This window comes from Sporichthyaceae bacterium, assembly GCA_036493475.1.
Taxonomy (GTDB): Bacteria; Actinomycetota; Actinomycetes; order Sporichthyales; family Sporichthyaceae; genus DASQPJ01.
On the sequence record DASXPS010000147.1, the window covers coordinates 46,347 to 66,612 of the forward strand.

The 20,266-nt window shown below is 70.3% G+C and carries 16 protein-coding genes; 10 read left to right on the forward strand and 6 right to left on the reverse strand.

Going from position 1 to position 20,266, the window contains the following annotated elements:
* Positions 1 to 23 precede the first annotated feature (23 nt).
* Positions 24 to 908: a hypothetical protein gene (locus VGJ14_15200; protein HEY2833775.1), complete on the reverse strand. Its 885-nt coding sequence runs from the start codon at positions 906 to 908 to the stop codon at positions 24 to 26.
* Positions 909 to 1,111: 203 nt separating this feature from the next.
* Between VGJ14_15200 and dcd the strand changes: the two genes are divergently transcribed.
* A complete protein-coding gene (gene dcd, locus VGJ14_15205) occupies positions 1,112 to 1,687 on the forward strand; it encodes a dCTP deaminase (protein ID HEY2833776.1) in 576 nt (191 codons plus the stop codon).
* Positions 1,688 to 1,738: 51 nt separating this feature from the next.
* Here the strand turns inward: dcd and VGJ14_15210 are convergent, their stop codons facing one another.
* The 3 genes from VGJ14_15210 to VGJ14_15220 all read right to left on the reverse strand — a co-directional run bounded on the left by VGJ14_15210 (position 1,739) and on the right by VGJ14_15220 (position 5,168).
* A complete protein-coding gene (locus tag VGJ14_15210; protein HEY2833777.1) occupies positions 1,739 to 2,242 on the reverse strand; it encodes a hypothetical protein in 504 nt (167 codons plus the stop codon).
* A gap of 17 nt (positions 2,243 to 2,259) precedes the next feature.
* Positions 2,260 to 4,488: a (Fe-S)-binding protein gene (locus VGJ14_15215; protein HEY2833778.1), complete on the reverse strand. Its 2,229-nt coding sequence runs from the start codon at positions 4,486 to 4,488 to the stop codon at positions 2,260 to 2,262.
* A gap of 158 nt (positions 4,489 to 4,646) precedes the next feature.
* The gene (locus tag VGJ14_15220; protein HEY2833779.1) at positions 4,647 to 5,168 is read right to left on the reverse strand and encodes a molybdopterin-dependent oxidoreductase; all 522 of its coding nucleotides are present in this window, start codon (positions 5,166 to 5,168) and stop codon (positions 4,647 to 4,649) included.
* A 170-nt stretch (positions 5,169 to 5,338) separates the two neighbouring features.
* Between VGJ14_15220 and hutH the strand changes: the two genes are divergently transcribed.
* From hutH to hutI, 8 genes are all read left to right on the forward strand, one after another.
* Positions 5,339 to 6,868: a histidine ammonia-lyase gene (gene hutH, locus VGJ14_15225; GenBank protein ID HEY2833780.1), complete on the forward strand. Its 1,530-nt coding sequence runs from the start codon at positions 5,339 to 5,341 to the stop codon at positions 6,866 to 6,868.
* Positions 6,865 to 8,517 (forward strand): urocanate hydratase, encoded by a 1,653-nt coding sequence (hutU, locus tag VGJ14_15230; protein HEY2833781.1) that lies wholly within the window; start codon positions 6,865 to 6,867, stop codon positions 8,515 to 8,517. The genes hutH and hutU overlap by 4 nt, the downstream gene beginning before the upstream one ends.
* Before the next feature lie 121 nt (positions 8,518 to 8,638).
* Entirely contained in the window at positions 8,639 to 10,240 is a 1,602-nt protein-coding gene (locus tag VGJ14_15235; protein ID HEY2833782.1) for an ABC transporter ATP-binding protein, read from the forward strand.
* A complete protein-coding gene (locus VGJ14_15240; protein HEY2833783.1) occupies positions 10,237 to 10,881 on the forward strand; it encodes an ABC transporter permease subunit in 645 nt (214 codons plus the stop codon). Before VGJ14_15235 ends, VGJ14_15240 begins: the two co-directional genes overlap by 4 nt.
* A gap of 42 nt (positions 10,882 to 10,923) precedes the next feature.
* Positions 10,924 to 11,664 (forward strand): ABC transporter permease, encoded by a 741-nt coding sequence (locus tag VGJ14_15245; protein ID HEY2833784.1) that lies wholly within the window; start codon positions 10,924 to 10,926, stop codon positions 11,662 to 11,664.
* Between the two features lie 7 nt (positions 11,665 to 11,671).
* Positions 11,672 to 12,868, forward strand: coding sequence for an allantoate amidohydrolase (locus VGJ14_15250; protein ID HEY2833785.1), 1,197 nt, complete (start codon positions 11,672 to 11,674; stop codon positions 12,866 to 12,868).
* The gene (locus tag VGJ14_15255) at positions 12,865 to 14,184 is read left to right on the forward strand and encodes a formimidoylglutamate deiminase (protein ID HEY2833786.1); all 1,320 of its coding nucleotides are present in this window, start codon (positions 12,865 to 12,867) and stop codon (positions 14,182 to 14,184) included. Before VGJ14_15250 ends, VGJ14_15255 begins: the two co-directional genes overlap by 4 nt.
* 121 nt (positions 14,185 to 14,305) lie before the next feature.
* Positions 14,306 to 15,475: an imidazolonepropionase gene (hutI, locus tag VGJ14_15260; GenBank protein HEY2833787.1), complete on the forward strand. Its 1,170-nt coding sequence runs from the start codon at positions 14,306 to 14,308 to the stop codon at positions 15,473 to 15,475.
* A 9-nt stretch (positions 15,476 to 15,484) separates the two neighbouring features.
* Here the strand turns inward: hutI and VGJ14_15265 are convergent, their stop codons facing one another.
* Complete coding sequence (locus VGJ14_15265) at positions 15,485 to 15,628, reverse strand: hypothetical protein (protein ID HEY2833788.1); 144 nt, start codon at positions 15,626 to 15,628, stop codon at positions 15,485 to 15,487.
* A 176-nt stretch (positions 15,629 to 15,804) separates the two neighbouring features.
* Between VGJ14_15265 and VGJ14_15270 the strand changes: the two genes are divergently transcribed.
* Positions 15,805 to 18,390, forward strand: coding sequence for a M4 family metallopeptidase (locus tag VGJ14_15270; GenBank protein HEY2833789.1), 2,586 nt, complete (start codon positions 15,805 to 15,807; stop codon positions 18,388 to 18,390).
* On the opposite strand, the gene VGJ14_15275 is transcribed toward VGJ14_15270, so the two are convergent.
* Positions 18,365 to 20,206, reverse strand: a complete 1,842-nt coding sequence (locus tag VGJ14_15275) for a DUF11 domain-containing protein (protein HEY2833790.1) — start codon at positions 20,204 to 20,206, stop codon at positions 18,365 to 18,367. The genes VGJ14_15270 and VGJ14_15275 overlap by 26 nt on opposite strands.
* Between the last annotated feature and the right edge of the window lie 60 nt (positions 20,207 to 20,266).

Consider the following 20,266-nt stretch of genomic DNA (forward strand, 5'->3'; position numbering starts at 1 on the left):
CGCGGGGCTTGTGGTGCCCGTGCTCAATGAGGGATGTAGACGCCGCGGCGGGCGAAGGCGTCCCTGGTGCGCTCGATCACGGTCGCCGGTCGCTGCAATAGATCGGTCGACGTCGATTTCAGCAGGATCCAGTCGTTGCGAATTAGCCCCTCGTCCCGCTTGATGTCGAGCTCCCACTGGCGGCGCTCACGATGGCGCTCGCTCTCGTATTCGTGGGCGATGCGGATCCAGTCCCACTGAAGATCCGGTTCCGCCAGCCATTCACCGTCCTCGTCGTAGACCGCCTCGTTCGATTTCGGCTCGGGAAAGCCGGCCGACACCAATAGGAAGCGGAGTCGTGATTCCATCGGTGACTTCGATGCGGGATCGAGCCACTTCAGGCCTTCGCGCGCGAGGACGACGCCGCGTCGCCCGCGCCCCAGACGCAGGCCGCGCTCCAACTCCTCGACGCGGCCCGGGCACAGGGCGGCCAAGCCGTCGCCGGCCTGCACCAACGCCATCAAGTCCAACCGCGAGGCAAGGTCCAGGTAGGTCCGCGCGGGCGTCGTCACCGGCAGATCGTTGCGCCACGTCGGCGGTCCGTATCCGCCGATCCGATGACCAACGACGCCCGCGATCCGGGGTTCGATCAGCTGCTGCGTGCAGAAGTGGATCAGCGGATCGGCCGGGACTGTGATGCCCAGCAGTTCGGCGGCGGTGTAGTGGCTGAAAACGGCATCGTCGGGCAACAACAGTCGCAGCGCGCGGCAGCGCTCGACCAGGTCATTCCGTGTGCTTGCGGGCACCCATAGCGACCGGGCGACCTGGCGATTGCGTCGACGGTTCTCCAACCGTCGACGGGTGAAGCCACCGGCACGGGCTGTCGGTGTGAGCGTCGGCCCGTCCAGCGCGCGAGAAGTGTCATCCACAGCGCGGAGGTTGGCGCAAACAATGGCCTCCGCGCAGGCGTTCTCGGCGCCTGTGGATATCGCCCGTACGTTTGCCGCCGTCCCACCGTTCCCACACGTCGCAGCACCTCTCCCGAAAGCGCAGAACCGTACGCCTCCGGGCGCCTTTCGACGTACCGTTCTGCGCTTTCGGGGATACGGGGCGCACCGCATATCCTCGGCGCATGCTGCTCTCCGATCGCGACATCCACGACCAGATCAAGAACAACCGGGTGGTGCTGGATCCGTTCGACGCAGCGATGATCCAGCCGTCCAGCGTGGATGTCCGTCTCGACCGCTACTTCAGGGTGTTCGAGAACCACCGCTACCCGCACATCGACCCGGCCGATGAGCAGCCCGAGCTGACCCGCATGGTGGAGCCCGCCGCCGACGAGCCGTTCATCCTGCACCCCGGCGAGTTCGTACTGGCCTCCACCTACGAGTGCGTCACGCTGCCCGACGACATCGCGGCGCGGCTGGAGGGCAAGTCCAGTCTCGGCCGGCTCGGCCTGCTCACCCACTCCACCGCCGGGTTCATCGACCCCGGCTTCACCGGGCACGTCACCCTCGAGCTGTCCAATGTGGCCACGCTGCCGATCAAGCTGTGGCCGGGTATGAAGATCGGCCAGCTGTGCTTCTTCCAGCTGTCCTCACCGAGCGAGCACCCGTACGGCTCGGCCAAGCACGGCTCCCGCTACCAGGGTCAGCGCGGCCCCACCGCGTCCCGGTCTTTCCAGAACTTCCACCGCACCGAGGTATGAGCTCCTACGCCCGGTGCCACGCGCCCCGGAACCCCGCGGGCTGATCATCGATCACTTCGATTGAGGCGTTGGGGAGGGGCCCGGTCGGCCCTCGGCCAGCCGGGCAAGGTTCAGCAACTGGCGCCGCGACATCACCAGATCACCAGCCGCGATCAGCTGCGCCTGCACCCGGCGAGGCGGCAACACCACCTTCAACAACAGCCGACTCGCGTCGTCCCGGACCGGCACCAGAACCCAGGACATCAATGCGCCCATGATCCGGCCGGTCAGGTGCACCCCCGGCTCCACTGCCAGCACCCGTCCGATGGGTCGCCCCGCGGAAGCAGTGAGCCGGTCGCCGGGCACCGGGTCGGGCAGGTCCCTCAACTCCCGCGGCGAGCGACGCCCCAGGTTGTCGATCCAGTCATAGGAGTACGGCGCCAGCCGGATCTGCCGTACCCACGGCCACACCGCAGCCGCCGGGGCCCGCACGGTGACACCGCGCCACGCGGCCGGTGCCGGCCCCGAGGCGAACGCGTCGCACGGGTAAGGCCGAGCGACCTCTGCGTCGCTCACCCCCCACCGGTCGCCGATCACCCGTCGGTGCCCGCACCCGGGTCGTCGTCGGTGGCACCCGTCGGCTCCACGACGGCGGGTTCGGCGGTATCAGTCTCTGACGGCCCGTCAGCCGCCATGCCCACCCTAACCGGCTTCATCGCCCGCACCATCAGCTGCGCCACATCGATGACCTCGACGTGTGCGGGCGCGGCCCCCGACGACTGCTTGCCGGCCACCGAGTCGGAGATCATCGTCTTGCAGAACGGGCAACCGGTGATGATCGCGTCCGGCGACAGGGCCAGCGCCTCCTCGGTGCGGTTGTCGTTGATCCGCTGCCCGATGGTCTCCTCCATCCACATGCGCGCGCCGCCCGCGCCGCAGCAGAAGGAGCGCTCCTTCGACCGTTCCATCTCCTTGTACTGCAGCCCGCCGACCTTCGCGATCAGCTCGCGCGGCGGGGAGTAGACCTTGTTGTGCCGACCGAGGAAGCACGGGTCGTGGTAGGTCGCGGTCGACGTGACCTGCTGCTGCGGCACCAACTTGCCCGCGGCAACGAGGTCGTTGAGCAGTTGGGTGTGGTGCACGACCTCGTAGTTGCCGCCGAGCTGCTCGTACTCCCGGCCCATGGTGTTGAAGCAATGCGGGCAGGTCGCCACGATCTTGGTGACCTTGGCCTCGTTCAGCGTCTCCACGTTCTGCTGGGCGAGCATCTGGAACACGAACTCGTTGCCCATTCGCCGCGCCGGGTCACCGGTGCACGTCTCGGCCTGCCCGAGGATCGCGTACTTCACCCCGGCAATATTCAGCAGCTCGGCGACGGCCTTGGTGGTCTTCTGCGCCTTGTCGTCCAACGCTCCGGCGCAGCCGACCCAGAACAGGTAGTCCAGCTCGGAGGCGTCCTCGACGTCCTCACCGAGCACCGGGACGTCGAACCCGAGGTCCTTGGTCCACTCGGTGCGCATCCGCGCGGGCATGCCCCACGGGTTGCCGGCCTTCTCCAGGTTCCTCAACATCCCGCCGGCCTCGGCCGGGAACGAGGACTCGATCATCGTCTGGTAGCGGCGCATGTCGACGATGTGGTCGATGTGCTCGATGTCCACCGGGCACTGCTCCACGCAGGCACCGCAGTTGGTGCACGACCACAGGACGTCCGGGTCGATCACCCCGCCCTCGGACAGCGGGGCCACCAGCGGCCGCTCCGCCTCGGCCTTCACCGCGTCCGGCAGCGAGTCGCGTTGTTCCTCCGGGGTCAACAACCACGGCGCCTTGGCGAACGCGTGGTCGCGCAGATCGAGGATGAGCATCTTCGGCGACAGCGGCTTGCCGGTGTTCCACGCCGGGCACTGCGACTGGCACCGCCCGCACTCGGTACACGTCGCGAAATCGAGGAATCCTTTCCAGGTGAAGTCCTCGATCTTCCCCCGACCGAAGATGTCGACGTCCGGGTCGGCCTCCTCGAAGTCCAGTTCCTTGCCCGCGGACTGCATCGGCAGCAGCGGCCCCAGGCCGTCGGGCTTGCGCGCGAACGCCACGTTCAGCGGCGCGATGAAGATGTGCATGTGCTTGGAGTAGACGACGATCACCAGGAAGCTCAGCATCACCCCGATGTGCGCCATCAGGCCGATGGTCTCGAGGACGTCGAGTGTGTCGCCGCTCGCGTGGTCGAAGATCTTGCTCGCCGCATGTGAGGCATAGGCGCCCTTGCCGTAAGGGAAATTGCCGTTGGCGTAGGACGCGCCGCGGAAGAAGAACATCGTCCAGATGACGTTGAAGATCATGAACAGGATCAGCCAGGCGCCGCCGGTGTGCGAGCCCTTGAACCGGGACTCGCGGTCCAGCCGCGCCGGGGAGTCCTTCCACCGGATTATCGAGAACACGATGATGCCGAGCAGCGCGAGCAGCGCGATGGTGTCCTGCGCAAAGCCCAGGACGTCCCAGTGCCCGACGAGCGGGATGTGGAAGGCCTCCTTGAACAGGGAGCCGTAGGCCTCCAGGTACACCGTCGCCAGGATCACGAACGCCCAGAACACGACGAAGTGCGCGGCACCGGGGATCGACCACTTCAGCAGCTTGCGCTGCCCGAACACCTCGACGATCTGACGCTTGATCGCCGCACCGATCTTCGGCCGCTCGATGTTGGTCAACCGGTCCGGGGCCGGCTGCCCGGTCATCGCCAGCCGGTACAGCCACAGCGACCGCCGCCCGGCAATCGGGAGTACGGCCAGGGTCATACCCAGGCCGATGATGATGCGGGTCGCCGTCATGCGCCTACTCCCTGTATCCGGGCTCGACTGTCGGGCGCACAGCCCGAACTGCCGCGACGCTATCGCTCGGTGAACTCTCGCCGAGGACGGCGCGACCGACGAATAGTACTCGTCAGTAACTAACCGGGGAGCAGGGCCCCTGCTGACCTGGCGTCAGATCAGGGTCCGGTGACCCGAATCGTCTCGACATCGTCGACGTACCGGCCGCCGCCCTTGTCCCCCGGCACCGCCAGTCGGGGCGTCGTCAACGGCTTGCCGTCCTCACTGATGGCCAGCACGATCTGTGTCTTCGCCAACTCGGGCATGATCTCGCCCCAGGCGATCAACGCCCGGTAGTTGTTGGAACCGGTTACCAGGATCCCCCAGCCCAACGCGTCGTTCTTTCCGGCGCTGAACCTGGGCCCGGCCTTGGACAGGACGTCGAGCAACAGGGGGCCGCTGAACGTGTGGTGCCGGAGCACCTCGGCGGGCATGCCGCCCAGGTAGGTGACCTTCACCGTGTGCTGCTTGTATTTGGCGAGGTCGGCCCGCGTCAGCGTCAACGGGTGGCGGACCTGCCCGGTGACCCGGGCGGCGCCCCCGTGCGCGTCCGCGGACGCATTCGCGCTGGTCTGGGCGACGGCGACGCCGCCAGCACACAGCAATGCGGCGGTCAGGGCGAGCGGAACGAATCTGGGCACGTGCCCTCCTCTATGAGGCTTGTGACAGGTCAATTGGGTGCGTAGAAGGGCGTGCGCCCGTGGCAGATGCGAGCCTCAAAAAACGCCGCGAATCATGCTAACCCGGACGTTCGTCGCGCGTCCCGGGTGTCAGCGGGTCCGCACCGATGCACTGGTGCTGGAATGTGCAGGTGCCGGAGGCCATCCAGATCGATGGGCGGGCACTGCCGATCGCCCGGGTGGTGGCCGTCGCCCGGGACGAGGCCGCCGTCGCCCTCACCGCCGAGGCGTTGAGTGCGATCGCGGCGACGCGTGCCCGGGTTGAGGAACTGGCCGCTTCCGACACCCCCGTCTACGGCATCTCCACCGGCTTCGGCGCGCTGGCCACCCGGCACATCCCGCCTGCCGACCGGGTCGCGCTGCAACGCAGCCTGATCCGTTCGCACGCCGCGGGCAGTGGGCCGGAGGTGGAACGGGAGGTGGTGCGCGCGCTGATGCTGCTCCGGCTGCGCACCCTGGCCACCGGCCGGACCGGCGTGCGCCCGGAGACCGCGCTGGCGTTGGCCGGGTTGCTGAACGCCGGGCTCACCCCGGTGGTCCCGGAGTACGGCAGCCTGGGCTGCTCCGGGGACCTCGCCCCGCTCGCCCACGTCGCGCTCGCGCTCACCGGTGAGGGCACCGTGCGCGACGCAGCCGAGGACCTCTTCCCTGCCGACGAGGCGCTGGCCGCGGCCGGCCTGAACCCGATCACGCTGGCCGAGAAGGAAGGCCTGGCGCTGATCAACGGCACCGACGGGATGCTCGGCATGCTCGCGTTGGCCTGCCACGACCTGCTCGGGTTGCTGCGCCACGCGGACCTGGCCGCCGCGATGAGCACCGAGGCCCTGCTCGGCACCGACCGGGTGTTCGCCGACGACCTGTCCGCGCTGCGCCCGCACCCCGGTCAGGCCGCGTCCGCAGCCAACCTGTCCGACCTGCTCGTCGGCTCGCCGATCGTGGCCTCGCACGCCGGCGCCGAGGACGCCCGGGTGCAGGACGCGTACTCGCTGCGCTGCGCGCCCGCGGTGCACGGGGCGGCCCGGGACACCCTGGACCACGCGCGCGCCGTCGCCGAGCGGGAATTGGCCGCGGCCATCGACAATCCGGTGGTGCTGCCGGACGGCCGTGTCGAGTCCAACGGCAACTTCCACGGCGCCCCGGTCGGCTACGCGCTGGACTTCCTGGCGATCGCGGTCGCCGACGTGGCCTCGATGTCCGAGCGCCGTACCGACCGGATGCTGGACCGCAACCGCTCCGCCGGCCTGCCCGCGTTCCTCGCCCACGATCCCGGCGTGGATTCCGGGTACATGATCGCCCAGTACACGCAGGCCGGGATCGTCGCCGAACTCAAACGGCTGGCGGTGCCCGCGAGCGTCGACTCGATTCCGTCCTCGGCGATGCAGGAGGACCATGTGTCGATGGGGTGGGCGGCGGGCCGCAAACTGCGCCGCGGGCTGGACGGGATGACCCGGGTGGTGGCCATCGAGTTGCTGACCGCCGCCCGTGCGCTGGACCTGCGCGCGCCGTTGTCACCCGCCCCGCGCACCGGCGCCGCCCGCGACGCGCTGCGCCGGGTGGTGCCCGGCCCCGGCCCGGACCGCTACCTGGCCGCGGACATCGAGGCGGCGGTAACCGCGGTGCGCCGGGGCACCCTGCTGGCCGTGGTGGGGGAGCTGCAGTGAGCGGGATACGGGCGGCGCGCGGTAGCGAGCGCACTGCGCTCAGCTGGCAGACCGAGGCCGCGCTGCGCATGCTCAACAACAACCTGGACCCTGAGGTCGCCGAGCACCCCGAGGAATTGATTGTTTACGGCGGCAGCGGCAAGGCCGCCCGGGACTGGCCCAGTTACCGGGCGTTGGTCCGCACCCTCACCGATCTGGAAACCGACCAGACCCTGCTGGTGCAGTCCGGCCGTCCGGTCGGGGTGCTGCGCACCCACGAATGGGCACCGCGGGTACTGATCGCCAACTCCAACCTGGTCCCCGACTGGGCCAACTGGGACGAGTTCCGCCGACTGGAAGCCGCCGGGCTGACCATGTTCGGGCAGATGACCGCCGGCTCGTGGATCTACATCGGCTCGCAGGGCATCCTGCAGGGCACCTACGAGACGTTCGCCGCGGTCGCCGCCAAACGCTTCGGCGGCACGCTGGCCGGCACCGTCACGTTGACCGCCGGCCTGGGCGGCATGGGCGGCGCGCAGCCACTGGCCGTCACCATGAACGGCGGAGTGGCGATCGTCGTGGAGTGCGACCCGTCGCGCATCTCTCGACGGTTGGAACAGCAATACCTCGACGTGTACGCATCGTCGTTGGACGACGCGCTGTGGCAGGCCGAAGAGGCCCGCGCAGCCCGAAAACCCTTGTCCATCGGGGTTCTGGGCAACGCCGCCGAGGTGCTGCCCGACCTGGTCGGCCGCGGCCCGGGCATCGACATCGTCACCGACCAGACCTCCGCGCACGACCCGTTGGCCTACCTGCCGGTGGGCCTGACGCTGGAGTCGTGGGCCAAGCTTCGCGCGGAGAACCCGCGGGCGTGCGCGGACCGCGCCCGGCAGTCGATGGCCGAGCACGTCGAGGCGATGGTCGGGTTCTCCGACGCGGGCGCCGAGGTGTTCGACTACGGCAACTCGATCCGCGCCGAGGCGCAGGCGGCCGGCTACCGGCGCGCGTTCGACTTTCCCGGCTTCGTGCCCGCCTACATCCGGCCGATGTTCTGCGAGGGCCGCGGGCCGTTCCGCTGGGTCGCGCTGTCCGGTGACCCGGCCGACATCGCGGCCACCGACGATGCCATCTGCGCGATGTTCGCCGACAACGACCGCATCACCCGGTGGATCGAGCAGGCCCGGCAGAAGGTGCGCTTCCAGGGCCTGCCCGCGCGCATCTGTTGGCTGGGTGCCGGCGAGCGGGACCGGGCCGGGTTGGCGTTCAACCAGATGGTGGCCGACGGGAAACTGCAGGCGCCGATCGTCATAGGCCGCGACCACCTGGACTGCGGCTCGGTGGCCTCGCCGTATCGGGAGACCGAGGCCATGGCCGACGGCTCCGATGCGATCGCCGACTGGCCGCTGCTCAACGCGATGGTGAACGTGGCGTCCGGGGCCACCTGGGTGTCCATCCATCACGGCGGCGGGGTCGGCATGGGCCGTTCCATCCATGCCGGGCAGGTGATCGTCGCCGACGGCACCGAGCTGGCCGCAGAGAAGCTGGAGCGAGTGCTCACCAACGATCCAGCCACCGGAGTGATCCGGCACGTCGACGCCGGCTACCCGCGAGCCCGCGAGGTGGCCACCGAACGCGGCCTGCCCATCCCGATGGCGTCTGACCTGCAGTGAAGATGAGCGCGATTCGTCCGCGTGCCCGCGGCCTTCCGAACGCCGGGCGGAGATACGTTGGGACCGTCATGTGTGCGCCGGCCCGCCGGCGCCCCGTCCGATTCCTCCGGTGGTCTGTCCGGTGATCGAGTTCGAAGGCGTCACGAAGGTCTTTTCCGGCGGCACCGTCGCCGTCGAGGATCTCAGCCTGGTCGCGCCCGCAGGCCGCACCACCGTGGTGATCGGGCCGCCGGGTAGCGGTAAGACTGTGCTGCTGCGCATGGTCAACCGGATGCTGGATCCGTCGGCCGGCCGGGTGTTGTTGGACGGCGCACCGAACACCACCGCGCGCCGTTCGCAGCTGCGTCGCGGCGTCGGCTACTTCGTGCAGGGCGGCCTGTTTCCGCACCGCACGGTGTCCCACAACGTGGAGACCGTCCCGCTGTTGGCCGGCGCCGACCGGTCCACCTCGCGACAGATCGCGTTGGCCCTGCTCGAGCGGGTCGGCCTGTCCTCGGTGTTCGCCGACAAGTACCCCGGTCAGCTCTCCGCCGGCCAGCAGGCCCGGGTCGGGTTGGCCCGTGCGCTGGCCGCGGACCCCCCGGTGCTGTTGATGGACAACCCGTTCGCCGGGTTGGACCCCGCGGTGCGCGGTGACCTGCAGGACGACCTTTTGGAGCTGCAGCGCATCGCCCCGAAGACCATCCTGTTCACCACGCAGGACATCGACGAGGCCATCAAGCTCGGCGATCAGATCGCGGTCATGTCCGAGGGCCGCATGGTGCAGTTGGCCACTCCGCAGACGCTGTTGTCCCACCCCGGCAGCGACTTCGTCGCCGACCTGCTCGGCCGTGACCGCGGCATCCGCAAGCTGACGTTCCTGCCGGCCGGCGAGCTGCCGCTGTCCCCGGCGGCCACCGTGCAGGCCGGCACCACCGGTTTCCGTGCCCGGGCCATCGCCGACTCCCATCGGGAGCGGTGGCTGCTGGTGCTCGACCCGGAACGTCGCCCGCGTGGCTGGGTGGACAGCGCGGTGCTCGGGCCGGACGAGATCATCTCCGGCTCCGTGGTGCACCCGCTCGGTGGCACGTTTTACGCCGACGAATCGGTGCTCGCCGCGCTGGACGCAGCGATCCTGTCCGCGGCCGGGTTGGCCGTCTGCCTGGGTGACGACGGCCGCATCCTCGGCGTGGTCAGCCACACCGAGATCGCGCGGTACCTGACCGGGCAGCGACCCGCCGTGCCGGTGTCCAACCCCTTCCCGGTCAGTGGGCCCGCGGCCACCGCCGCCGCCCCGATCCCAGCACCCGCGCCGATTCCGGAACCGCCGCCCGCGCCGGAACCGCCCCCGGCACCACCGCCCGCGCAGGCGCAGGTCGAGGCTGAGGAGTTCGAGGACGACGCCGCCGAGGAGCCGGCCACCGCGGTGCTGCCCGTCGTCGAGGAGGCCGCCGGGCCGGTCAGCCCCGTCCGCAAGGCAACCCAGACCGCTCCCGTGCCGGTGGTCAAGGAGACGCGGCCGGCCCCGGTGCCCAAGCCCGCGACGCCGGCGCCCGTCCCCGAGCCGGTCGCGGTCCGCACCGAACCCGCGGAGGCCGAGGCAGAGGCTGCGCCCGCGGAAACCGCGTCCGCCGGAACCACGACCTCGTCGCAGAACTTCGCCGCCGGCCGGTGGGAGTGGAACGCGGAGACCGGTGAGTGGGTTCAGCTCGCCGACTCGGAGCGCTCCGAGGCGGAGACGTGAGCTGGGCCTGGGAGAACCGCAGCTTTCTGGGGCGGATGACGGGGGAGCACCTCTATCTGGCGTTGGTGCCGCTGCTGATCGGCTTCCTGCTCGCGGTGCCGCTGGGCCTGTTCCTGGCCCGCGCGCGCTGGGGGCGGCCGGCGGTGCTCGGTTTGTGTGTGCTGCTCGAGGCGATCCCGGTGCTCAGCTGGTTCGTGTTCCTGCCCGCGATCATCGACACCACGCTGCCGGAGCGGACCAACGTGCTCGTCGGGTTGACCCTCGTGGTGTTCGCGATGATGACGCAGTGCATCTCGGCGGCCGTGGCCGCGGTGCCGGACGAATTGCGTGCCACCGCCGAGGGCCTGGGTTTCTCCACGTTCCGCCGGGCCTTTCAGGTGGATCTGCCGGTGGCAATGCCCGGCGTGATCGCGGGCCTGCGCACCGCCGCGGTGTCCTGCATCAGCCTGGTCACGCTGGCTGCGCTGATCGGCGTCGGCGGCTTGGGCCGGGTGATCACCGAGGGCTATTCGACCGGTTCGGACCCCGAGGTGTTGTCCTCGGTGGTCGCGGTGGTGGTGCTCGCGGTCGCGGCGGAGAACCTGCTGGTGCGGGCGCAGCGCTACTTCCTGCCCTGGTCGACGCTGGCCCCGGTGCGGTGAGGGATTCGTGAACCACGCGAGTGAGCCGGAGGCGAGTGAGCAATGAACCTCTGGTGGAATTACATCTCCGACCTGGATCACTGGAAGGCCACCGACGGCATCGCGCAGCGGCTCGGTGAGCACGTCGCGATGTCCATCGGCGCGCTGCTGATCGCCACTGTCGTCGCGCTGCCGTTGGGCATCGCGGTCGGGCACAGCGGCAAGGGTGACGATCTGCCGATCCTGTTCGGCGTGCTCGGCCGACTGTTGCCGCCTCTCGGGGTGTTCGCCTACTTCGCGATGAAGACCGAGACCGGCACCGGGCCCGCGTTCGTCATGTTGGTGCTGCTGGGGATGGCGCCGATCATGTCCGCGGGCTACGCCGGAGTGCGTCTGTTGGACCGTGCGGTGATCGAGTCTGCCCGCGCGTCGGGCATGGTGCCCATGCACGTGCTGCGGGAGATCGAACTGCCGATGGCCATGCCCCAGTTGATCGCCGGGGTGCGCCGGGCCGCGGTGGCGATCGTGTCGATGGCCGCGGTGGCCGCGTACGCCGGCGCCAAGGGCCTGGGTCGGCTGATCATCGATGGGCAGCAGCCCGATGTGCACGACTACGGCATGGTGGCCACCGGCGGTTTCCTGGTCGCCGTGCTCGCGGTGGTGCTGGACCGAATCATCGACGCGTTCGGCCGCTCACTGGTCCCGCCCGGCTTGTACGCGACTCCGTCGGCGGCGCTGAAGGAGATCCAGCCGCGCATCGCCGAGCCTTATGTCCCGCCGGTTCCGGCCACGCCCGGCTACTGAACCGTCGATGTCGTTCGACGCGCTGTGGGATGACCTGCTCGACGTCGGACGTGATGCCACGTCAGGTGGCTACTACCGGTTCACCGGTACCACCGCGGAGCTGACCTGCCGCGAATGGTTCGACGAGCAGGCCGCTGCGCGCGGCCTGGTGGTGGAGACCGACCGCAACGCCAACCTGTGGGCCTGGCACGCCCCCGACGCGCCGGGCGGGGCGATCGTCACCGGCTCGCACCTGGACTCGGTGCCCGACGGCGGGGCCTACGACGGTCCGCTCGGGGTGATCGCCGCGTTCGCCGCGTTCGACGCCCTCGCCGCTCGCGACGCGTTGCCCGTCGTGCCGTTTGCGATCGCGGCGTTCGCCGAGGAGGAGGGCGCTCGCTTCGGTGTGCCCTGCCTCGGGTCCCGCTTGCTCACCGGCGCCCTGCCCGCGGATGCGGTACTCGCCCGGCGGGACGCGGACGGGACGGCGCTGGCCGAGGTGTGGGCCGCGCTCGGCGCGCGAAACCCCGGGCCGGACCCGCAACGGTTGGCGCGGATCGGCGCGTACCTCGAGTTGCATGTGGAGCAGGGCCGCGGACTGGTGCACACCGGGCATGCCCTCGGGCTCGCCTCCGGGTTGCGTCCGCACGGACGGTGGCGGCTGAGCTTCCACGGCGCACCCGACCATGCGGGCACCACGGCGCTGGTCGACCGGATGGACCCGATGCTCACGGTGGCGCGGTGCGTCATGGACGTGCGCGAGGCGGCGACGCGGCACAACGCGGTGGCCACCGTCGGGCGCATCCGGGTGGTGCCCAACGCCACCAATGTCATCCCGTCGCTGGTCGAGGTCTGGCTGGACGCCCGGGCAGGCGACGAGGCCACGGTGCGGGCGGTGGTCGACGACGTCGTCGGCCGCGTCGCGGCGCACGCCACGCTCGACGGGATCAGCGTCGACCTGGTCGAGGAGTCCTGGTCCCCCGCGGTGCACTTTGATCCCGGGTTGGCCGGTCGGTTGGCAGCGCGACTGGGCGGGGTGCCGGTGCTCGGCTCCGGCGCCGGGCACGACGCCGGGGTGCTCGCCGCGGCCGGGGTGCCGACCGCGATGCTGTTCGTGCGCAACCCCACCGGCGTCTCGCACGCCCCCGCCGAGCACGCCGAGCGGGACGACTGCCTGGCCGGGGTCGCCGCGCTGGCCGCCTGCATCAGCGAGCTCGCCGGATGACCCCCCATCACTACTGGTGCGAGCACGCGTGGACGCCGCCGGATGTGGTGCATCACGGCCTGCTGCTGGAGATCAGCGACGGGCGGTTCAGTGCCGTCGAGCCCGTGGTGGCCGCGCCCGCCGGGGCGACGGTGTTGCGCGGCCTGAGTTTGCCCGGCCTGGCCGACGCCCATTCCCACGCCTTCCACCGGGCGTTGCGGGCCCGCGGCGGCGGCGCGGACTTCTTCGGCTGGCGCGACGGCATGTACGCCATCGTCCAGCGCCTGGACCCGGACTCCTACCTGGCGCTGGCCCGCGCGGTGTACGCCGAGCTGGCACTGGCCGGCGTCACCTGTGTCGGGGAGTTCCACTACCTGCACCACGCGTCCGACGGGGACCGCTACGTGGACCCGAACGCGATGGGCCACGCGGTCGCGCAGGCTGCGCGGGAGGCCGGCATCCGGATCACCGTACTGGACACCTGCTACCTGTCCGGTGGCTTCGGCGCGGACCTGACGCCAGCTCAGCTCCGCTTCTCCGACGGCGATATTCACAGCTGGCTGGACCGCGTGTCCCGGTTCAACCCCGGTGCCGGAGCCCGGCTGGGTGCGGGGGTGCACTCGGTGCGGGCGGTGCCGCTGGACGCCATCGAGCTGGTCGCCGAATGGGCCGCCCGCGGCGTCCCGTTGCATGCACACGTCTCCGAACAAGCCGCGGAGAACGAGGCCTGCCGCGCGGCGTATGGCCGCACCCCGACCGAGGTGCTGCATCGGGCCGGCGCGCTGGCCAGCAACCTGACCGCGGTGCACGGCACGCACCTCACCGCCGGCGACATCGAGCTGCTCGGGTTGAACGGGTCAGCCGTGTGCCTGTGCCCCACCACCGAACGCGACCTCGCCGACGGCATCGGCCCGACCGCCGCGCTGCACGCCGCCGGCGTCACGCTGACCCTGGGCTCGGACAGCCACGCGGTGATCGACGTGTTCGAGGAGGCCCGCGCGGTGGAGATGCACGAACGCCTGGTCAGCGGGACCCGCGGCCACCTCGACGCCGACGCGCTGCTGCGCGCCGCGACCGTGGCCGGGCACGCCTGCCTGGGCTGGCCGGACGCCGGCCGGCTGGAGGTCGGCGCGCGTGCGGACCTGGTCAGCGTCGCGTTGGACTCGGTACGCACCGCCGGTGGCCCCCCGGACGCCCGCACCGCGGTGTTCGCCGCGACCGCCGCCGATGTGCGGCACGTGATCGCGTCGGGCCGGGTCATCGTCGCCGACGGCCGACACACTCTGCTCGACGACGTCCCCGCCGCCCTGCGCACCGCTATCGAGCCCCTGTGGTGAGCGCCCCCCGTTCGCTCATTCATGAGCGGGGCGTCATTTCCGTGCCCGAATTGCCCCGGTTCCATGACGCCCCGGGTATGACAGAACTCCGCCAGATCATGAATGAGCAACGGGTGGCGCCATGAGTTCGGTGCTGCTGACGGACATCGCGAGGCTGGTCACCAACGACCCGGCCGCCGGGCCCGGTCTGCTCGGTGAGGTACCCGTCGCGGCGCTGGTCGTGGTCGCGGGGAAGGTGGCGTGGGTGGGGCCCGCGCGCGGCGCCCCGGCCTGCGACGCCCGGCTATCCGCCGCCGGCGGGGCGGTGCTGCCCGGTTTCGTGGATTCGCACACCCACCTGGTATTCGCCGGCGACCGGCTCGCCGAGTTCACCGCGCGGATGAGCGGCCGCCGGTATGAAGCCGGCGGGATCGCCACCACGGTGGCCGCCACCCGCGCCGCCCCCGATGAGGTGCTGCTCGCGCACACCGCGCGGCTGATCGGGGAACTGCAGGCGAGCGGCGTGACCACCGTGGAGATCAAGTCCGGCTACGGGCTGTCGGTCGCCGACGAGGCGCGCTGTCTGGCCGTGGCCGGACAGTTCACCGAGGAGACCACCTTCCTCGGTGCGCACGTGGTGCCCGCCGAGTACGCCGAGGACCGCGCGGCTTACCTGGACCTGGTCACCGGTCCGATGCTGGCTGCGGTGAGACCGCACGCTCGCTGGATCGACGTGTTCTGCGACCGCGGCGCGTTCGACGTCGAGGAGGCCCGGGCGGTGGCCCTGGCCGGACAGGCGGCGGGGCTCGGCCTGCGCATGCACGTCAACCAACTCCAACCCGGCCCCGGCGCGCTGCTGGCCGTCGAACTCGACGCGGCCAGCGCCGATCACTGCACCCACCTCACCGACGCCGACGTCGACGCGCTCGCGCACTCGACCACCGTGGCCACCCTGCTGCCGGGCGCGGAGTTCAGTACCCGCGCGCCCTACCCGAACGCCCGGCGCCTGCTGGACGCCGGCGTCACGGTGGCGCTGGCCACCGACTGCAACCCGGGCTCCTCGTACACCACCTCGATGCCGTTCTGTATCGCGCTGGCGGTGCGGGAGATGGGCTTCACCCCGGACGAAGCGGTGCATGCGGCCACCGCCGGCGGGGCCCGCGCGTTGCGCCGCGACGACATCGGCGTGCTGCGTCCGGGAGCGCGGGCGGACCTGGTGATGCTGGCCGCCCCCGACGCGGGGTACCTGGCCTACCGGCCGGGGGTGGCGATGGTCGCCGGGGTGTGGCAGGACGGCCACCCCATCCGATGACGCTGTCGATCAGATGACGCCGGAGAAGACCCACCGGGCGATCGGGATCAACAACGGCGCGGTTCCGACCAGCAGGCCGAGCGCCGTCAGCAACGCGATCGCCCGCGTGCGCAGCGCCGGTCCACCGCTCGAGGCGCGCATGGTCCGCAGCACAACCGCAGGATAACGGCGGTTTTTCCCGGGAAAACCCTGCTCGCGGTCAAGCCCTGGCGCCCGCAGAAAGCCTGCGTTATGTCCGAAATCTCCTAACCGTTGCCTTTCGCCCCGGGTCGCATGCCAAACTCCCCGCAAACGCTCATGCGCCACGCGACCGGCAAGGAGAACCACCGATGCACCCACGCCGGCTGCTCGCGGTGACCGCGGTGCTCGCCGCGGTGGCTTGGGGTAATCAGGTGGTACATGCCGATCCCGGGCCCGCGCAGAGCCCGACATCGCTGCTCCCGGTCGGCGCCCCGTCCGCGGCCTCGTTGGCCGCGCAACGGGTGCTGGAGGGCGTGGCCGGCGCTCCGCTGACCATTGTCCGGGATGCCCGCGGGCTGGCCCACACGTTCGGCACGTCTCCATTGCATCCGCTGGCGCTGCCCGCGGGTGCGGCGGTGAGCAGCCCGCAGGCCATGGCCCGTGCCCAACTGGCCCGGGTTGCGCCGCTGTTCGGGCTCACCGACGTCACCCACGACGTGGTTCTGGAGCCGCGCCCGGACGGGCTGCCCAGCCGGCCCGACGAGGACCTGATCGTGCGCTTCCAGCAGCTGCGCGGTGCGTTGCCGGTGCTCGGCGGCGAACTGTCCGTGGTGCTGGACCCGGCCGGTGCGCTGAAGTCGGTCACCGGGGAGACGCTGCCGACGGCCGCACCCCCGCCCGCCGCGACCACGACCGCGGCGCGGGCGAAGCAGATCGCGCTGGCCCTGGTCGCCCGCGACCACCCGCACACCCCGCGCACCTGGCTGCGCACGAGCACCCCGCAACGGTGGTGGTTCGACCCCGCGTTGATCGGCGTGCCCGCGGCCGAGCACCTGCTCGCCGGTCCGGTGTGGCGCCTGGAGGTCGCCGACGGCGGCGCGGTGCGCGAGAGCGTGCTGGTCGACTCGCAGACCGGCCGGGTGCCGCTGCACTGGAACATGATCAACGACGCGTTGCAGGAGGCGGTCTGCGACGGCAGCAACAAGCCGGACAAGAACCTCACCGGGCCGGACTGCGTGAAGGCCAAATACGTCCGGGTCACCGGGCAGACCGCGACCAAGAACTCCGAGGTCGATCAGTCCTATGACAACGGCGCCCGGACCGCGACGTTCTACCAGAACTACGTCGACACCGACCTGACCTCGTTGCTCGGCCTGGACGCCGGGGACGGCAAGAAGATCCGGTCCACGGTGCGCTTCTGCCCGGACGACGACACCTGCGCGCTGTCCGGCGGGCTGCTGTCCAACGCGTTCTGGAACGGCCGCGGCATGTACTACGGCAACGGCTGGACTGCCGGCGACGATGTGGTCGCCCACGAGCTGACGCACGGCGTCACCGAGCGCACCTCCAAGCTGCTGTACCTCTACCAGTCCGGCGCAATCAACGAATCAATGTCCGACGTCTTCGGTGAGCTCACCGACCTGACCGACGGCTGGGACGGCACCGGCATCCAGACCCCATGGGTGATCGGCGAGGACGCGCCGCTGGTCTCGGTCCCGTTGCGCAACATGGCTGATCCGACGTCCACCCTCGGCGACGCCCAGCCGGACAAGATGACCAGTTCGTACTACAAAGCGGATCTGACCTTCACCGACAACGGCGCAGTGCACGACAACAGCGGGGTGGGCAACAAGGCCGCCTACCTCATCGCGCACGGCGCCACCTTCAACGGCCAAGCCATCTCCGGCATCGGCTACGGCAAGACCGCGACGTTGTACTTCCGCGTGGAGAACATGCTCACCTCCGGCGCGGACTACAACGACCTGGGCAACACACTGAACCAGGCATGCAGCGATCTGATTGGGCATCACGCTTTCACCACGAACACCTGCGCGCAGGTGAAGGCGACCGTGCTGGCCACCGAGATGGCCAAGCAGCCGGTGGTGCCCAACGCGGCCGCGCCCGAGGCGTCGCTCTGCCCGAGCGGGCAGCATCGGGCGACGATCCTCTACGACAGCTTCGAGAACCTCTCCACCAAGCGCTGGTCGCTGGGCGGGCAGTGGATCAAGATCCCGGACTACGCGGAGAACGGGAAGTACAGCGTCTACGGTGTGGAGCCCGACCATGCCACGTCGAGTTCGATGACGCTCAAGACGCCGATCTCGGTGCCGCACGGGGTGACCACGTACCTGCGCTTCGCCCACCAGTACCGCTTGGACGCGGGTTTGTTCAACGGCCCGTACTACGACGGGGTGCGGGTGGAGTACCGGGTGTCCGGGGATTCCACCTGGCACACGCTGTCCGCGAAGTCCTGGCAGAACGGCCCGACCAACAAGATCACCCCGGCGGGCGGTTCGGCCTACACCGGCTGGGGCGGTGACAGCCACGGTTACCTGTCCAGCAAGGTGAACCTCAACTTCCTGGCCGGCAAGAACGCCTACTTCCGCTGGCGCATTTTCGGTGACAAGCAGACCGCCGTGGACGGCTGGACCGTCGACGACGTGCGCTGGTTCACCTGTGGCGGCAAGACACCGAGCAGCGTGGCGCACGCCACCGCCTCGGCGAGCAAGCAGGCCATCAAGGTCGCCTGGGACGAGCCGTATTACCCGACGCCGACCGGCATCACGAAGTACAAGATCCACGAGGCGAGCGCGGGCAGCCGCACCCGTGACCCGAAGGTGCGCTCCACCACCTTCCACGGGCTGAAGAAGGGCAAGAAGTACACGTTCACCGTGACGCCCTACGCGGCCGGCGGGGCGGGCCCGCACGTCACCAGGAGCGGCGTGCCCAAGTAACCGGCAGCAACATCGAACCGGGCGGGGTGGTCGAGGGAATCAGCCCGCCCAGGCCGCTGTCCTTCTTCGGTGCCCCGTCGCCCTGGCCGGCGTCCTTGCCGGGCACATCGCTCTGGCAGGAGCCGTGTCCGGCGTGCCGCGAACAGTTGCGTGCTCGCCGGTCGTGCCCGGCGTGCTCGCCGGGTTGTTTCGGGATGTAGTCCTCGGCCCGCGGCACTCCACCGTGCGGCTTGGTGGACACGATGTGCGTGCGTGCGGTGGCGCTGTCGTTGGTGTGGTTCGGGTCCGGGTCGAGGCCGGTGACGATCGCGGTGTTGTCCACGCGCCCCCGGTCCGGCGCCGTGCCGGTGAAGGTGATCGTGAAGTTCTGATTGATCGGCAGCCGACCCTCCTTGCAGGTCAACGTCTGCCGATCGAACGCGCACCCCGGTGTGGTGGTGGCCAGGTGGCTGACGTCGTCGGGCAGTGGGTCGGTGAGGGTGAACCCCCGGCTGTTGGCCGGCCCGCTGTTGTGCACCCGCAGTGTCCACGTCACCGGGTCGCCCGCCTTGGCGTGATCGGGATTGGACGACTCCATCAGCGACAGGTCCGCGCCCTGTCGGGGTGTGGTGTCGGTCGCGGTGTTGTTGGTCCGGTTGCGGTCGGACTCGTTGCCGACCACCACGGGGTTGGTGGTCACCGCCGATCCGTCGACCGGCGTGGCGCCGGTGAACGTGATCGTCTGGTCGTGCCCGGCCATCAACGTGCCCTGCACGCAGCTCAGCGTCTGCCCGGTGAAGTCGCACCCCGCGGCGTCGGTGTCCAGATCGGTGACCGTTGCAGGTACCGCGTCGGCGAGGGTGAACCCGGAACTGTCGGTCGTCGAGGCGTTGTGCACGCTCAGCGTCCAGGTGATGGTGCCGCCGATCACCTTGGAGCCGGTGGTGACGCCGAGGTCGACCGGTTGACCGGAGCAGGCGGCGCCGTCGGTCTGCCCCTGTGGCAGCGGACCCGTCTCGTTGGAGATCAGCGTGAAGTACGGCTTCACGCCCGCCGGGTCAGTGATGTGGATCTGGTAGAGGATCCCGGTCGCGTTGTCCTGCAGGCCCAGGTTGCCGTTGCCGTAGGTCCACGCCGCGCCGGCAGTGATGTTGCCGGTCAGTACTTTTGGGAAGTTGGTCACCACCCCCGTGGCGGGGTCGATGCGCACCAGGCTTTCCCCCGCGTAGCCCCACAACATCGGTCCGATGAACGTGACGTCGGCCGGCAGCGTGCCGGTCAGCTGTTTCTCGGCGATCTCCGAGACCGGGTTGTCGTTGACGTTGATCGCGTGCAGCACTTTGTCCCCGCCCGAGGCGTAGACGTAGTAGTGCCCGAGGCCGTCGAACGCCCCGGCGTCGGTCCCCGGCTGCAGCGGGGTGCTCTCCCCGGACAACGGGCCGCGGTCGACCACCGCGCCGTTGGCGTCCACCTGCACCAGGTGGCCCAGTCCGAGCGGGCCGCCCCGGGGGGTGGCGGTGACCACGCCGTAGAGCAGGTTCTCCACGGGATTCATCCCGATGGCGTTGTAGGTGCCGCCTGCGGCCATGCCGACCGGGTTGAACGTGACGGCCCCCGGTCCGCCCAGGCTCTGGTACAGCACGCTGCCCGGCGGGGTCGTGCCCTGCGCCAGGTAGATCTTCGAGGTTTGGCACGGGAACGGGGCGGTGGCCGTGGCGGTGGTGGTGGCGGCGTCCGCCGCCGTGGTCGCCCCGATCAGGGCCAGACCGGTACACAGCAGTAGCGACCCGGCGCGTCGTGCCTTCCGCCGCAGCTTGCGAGCACTCCCACCGGACACTTTGACCCCTTTCGTCACACCTTCCCCGACGGTACCGAGCCGGCGGTGTTCGGATGCCGA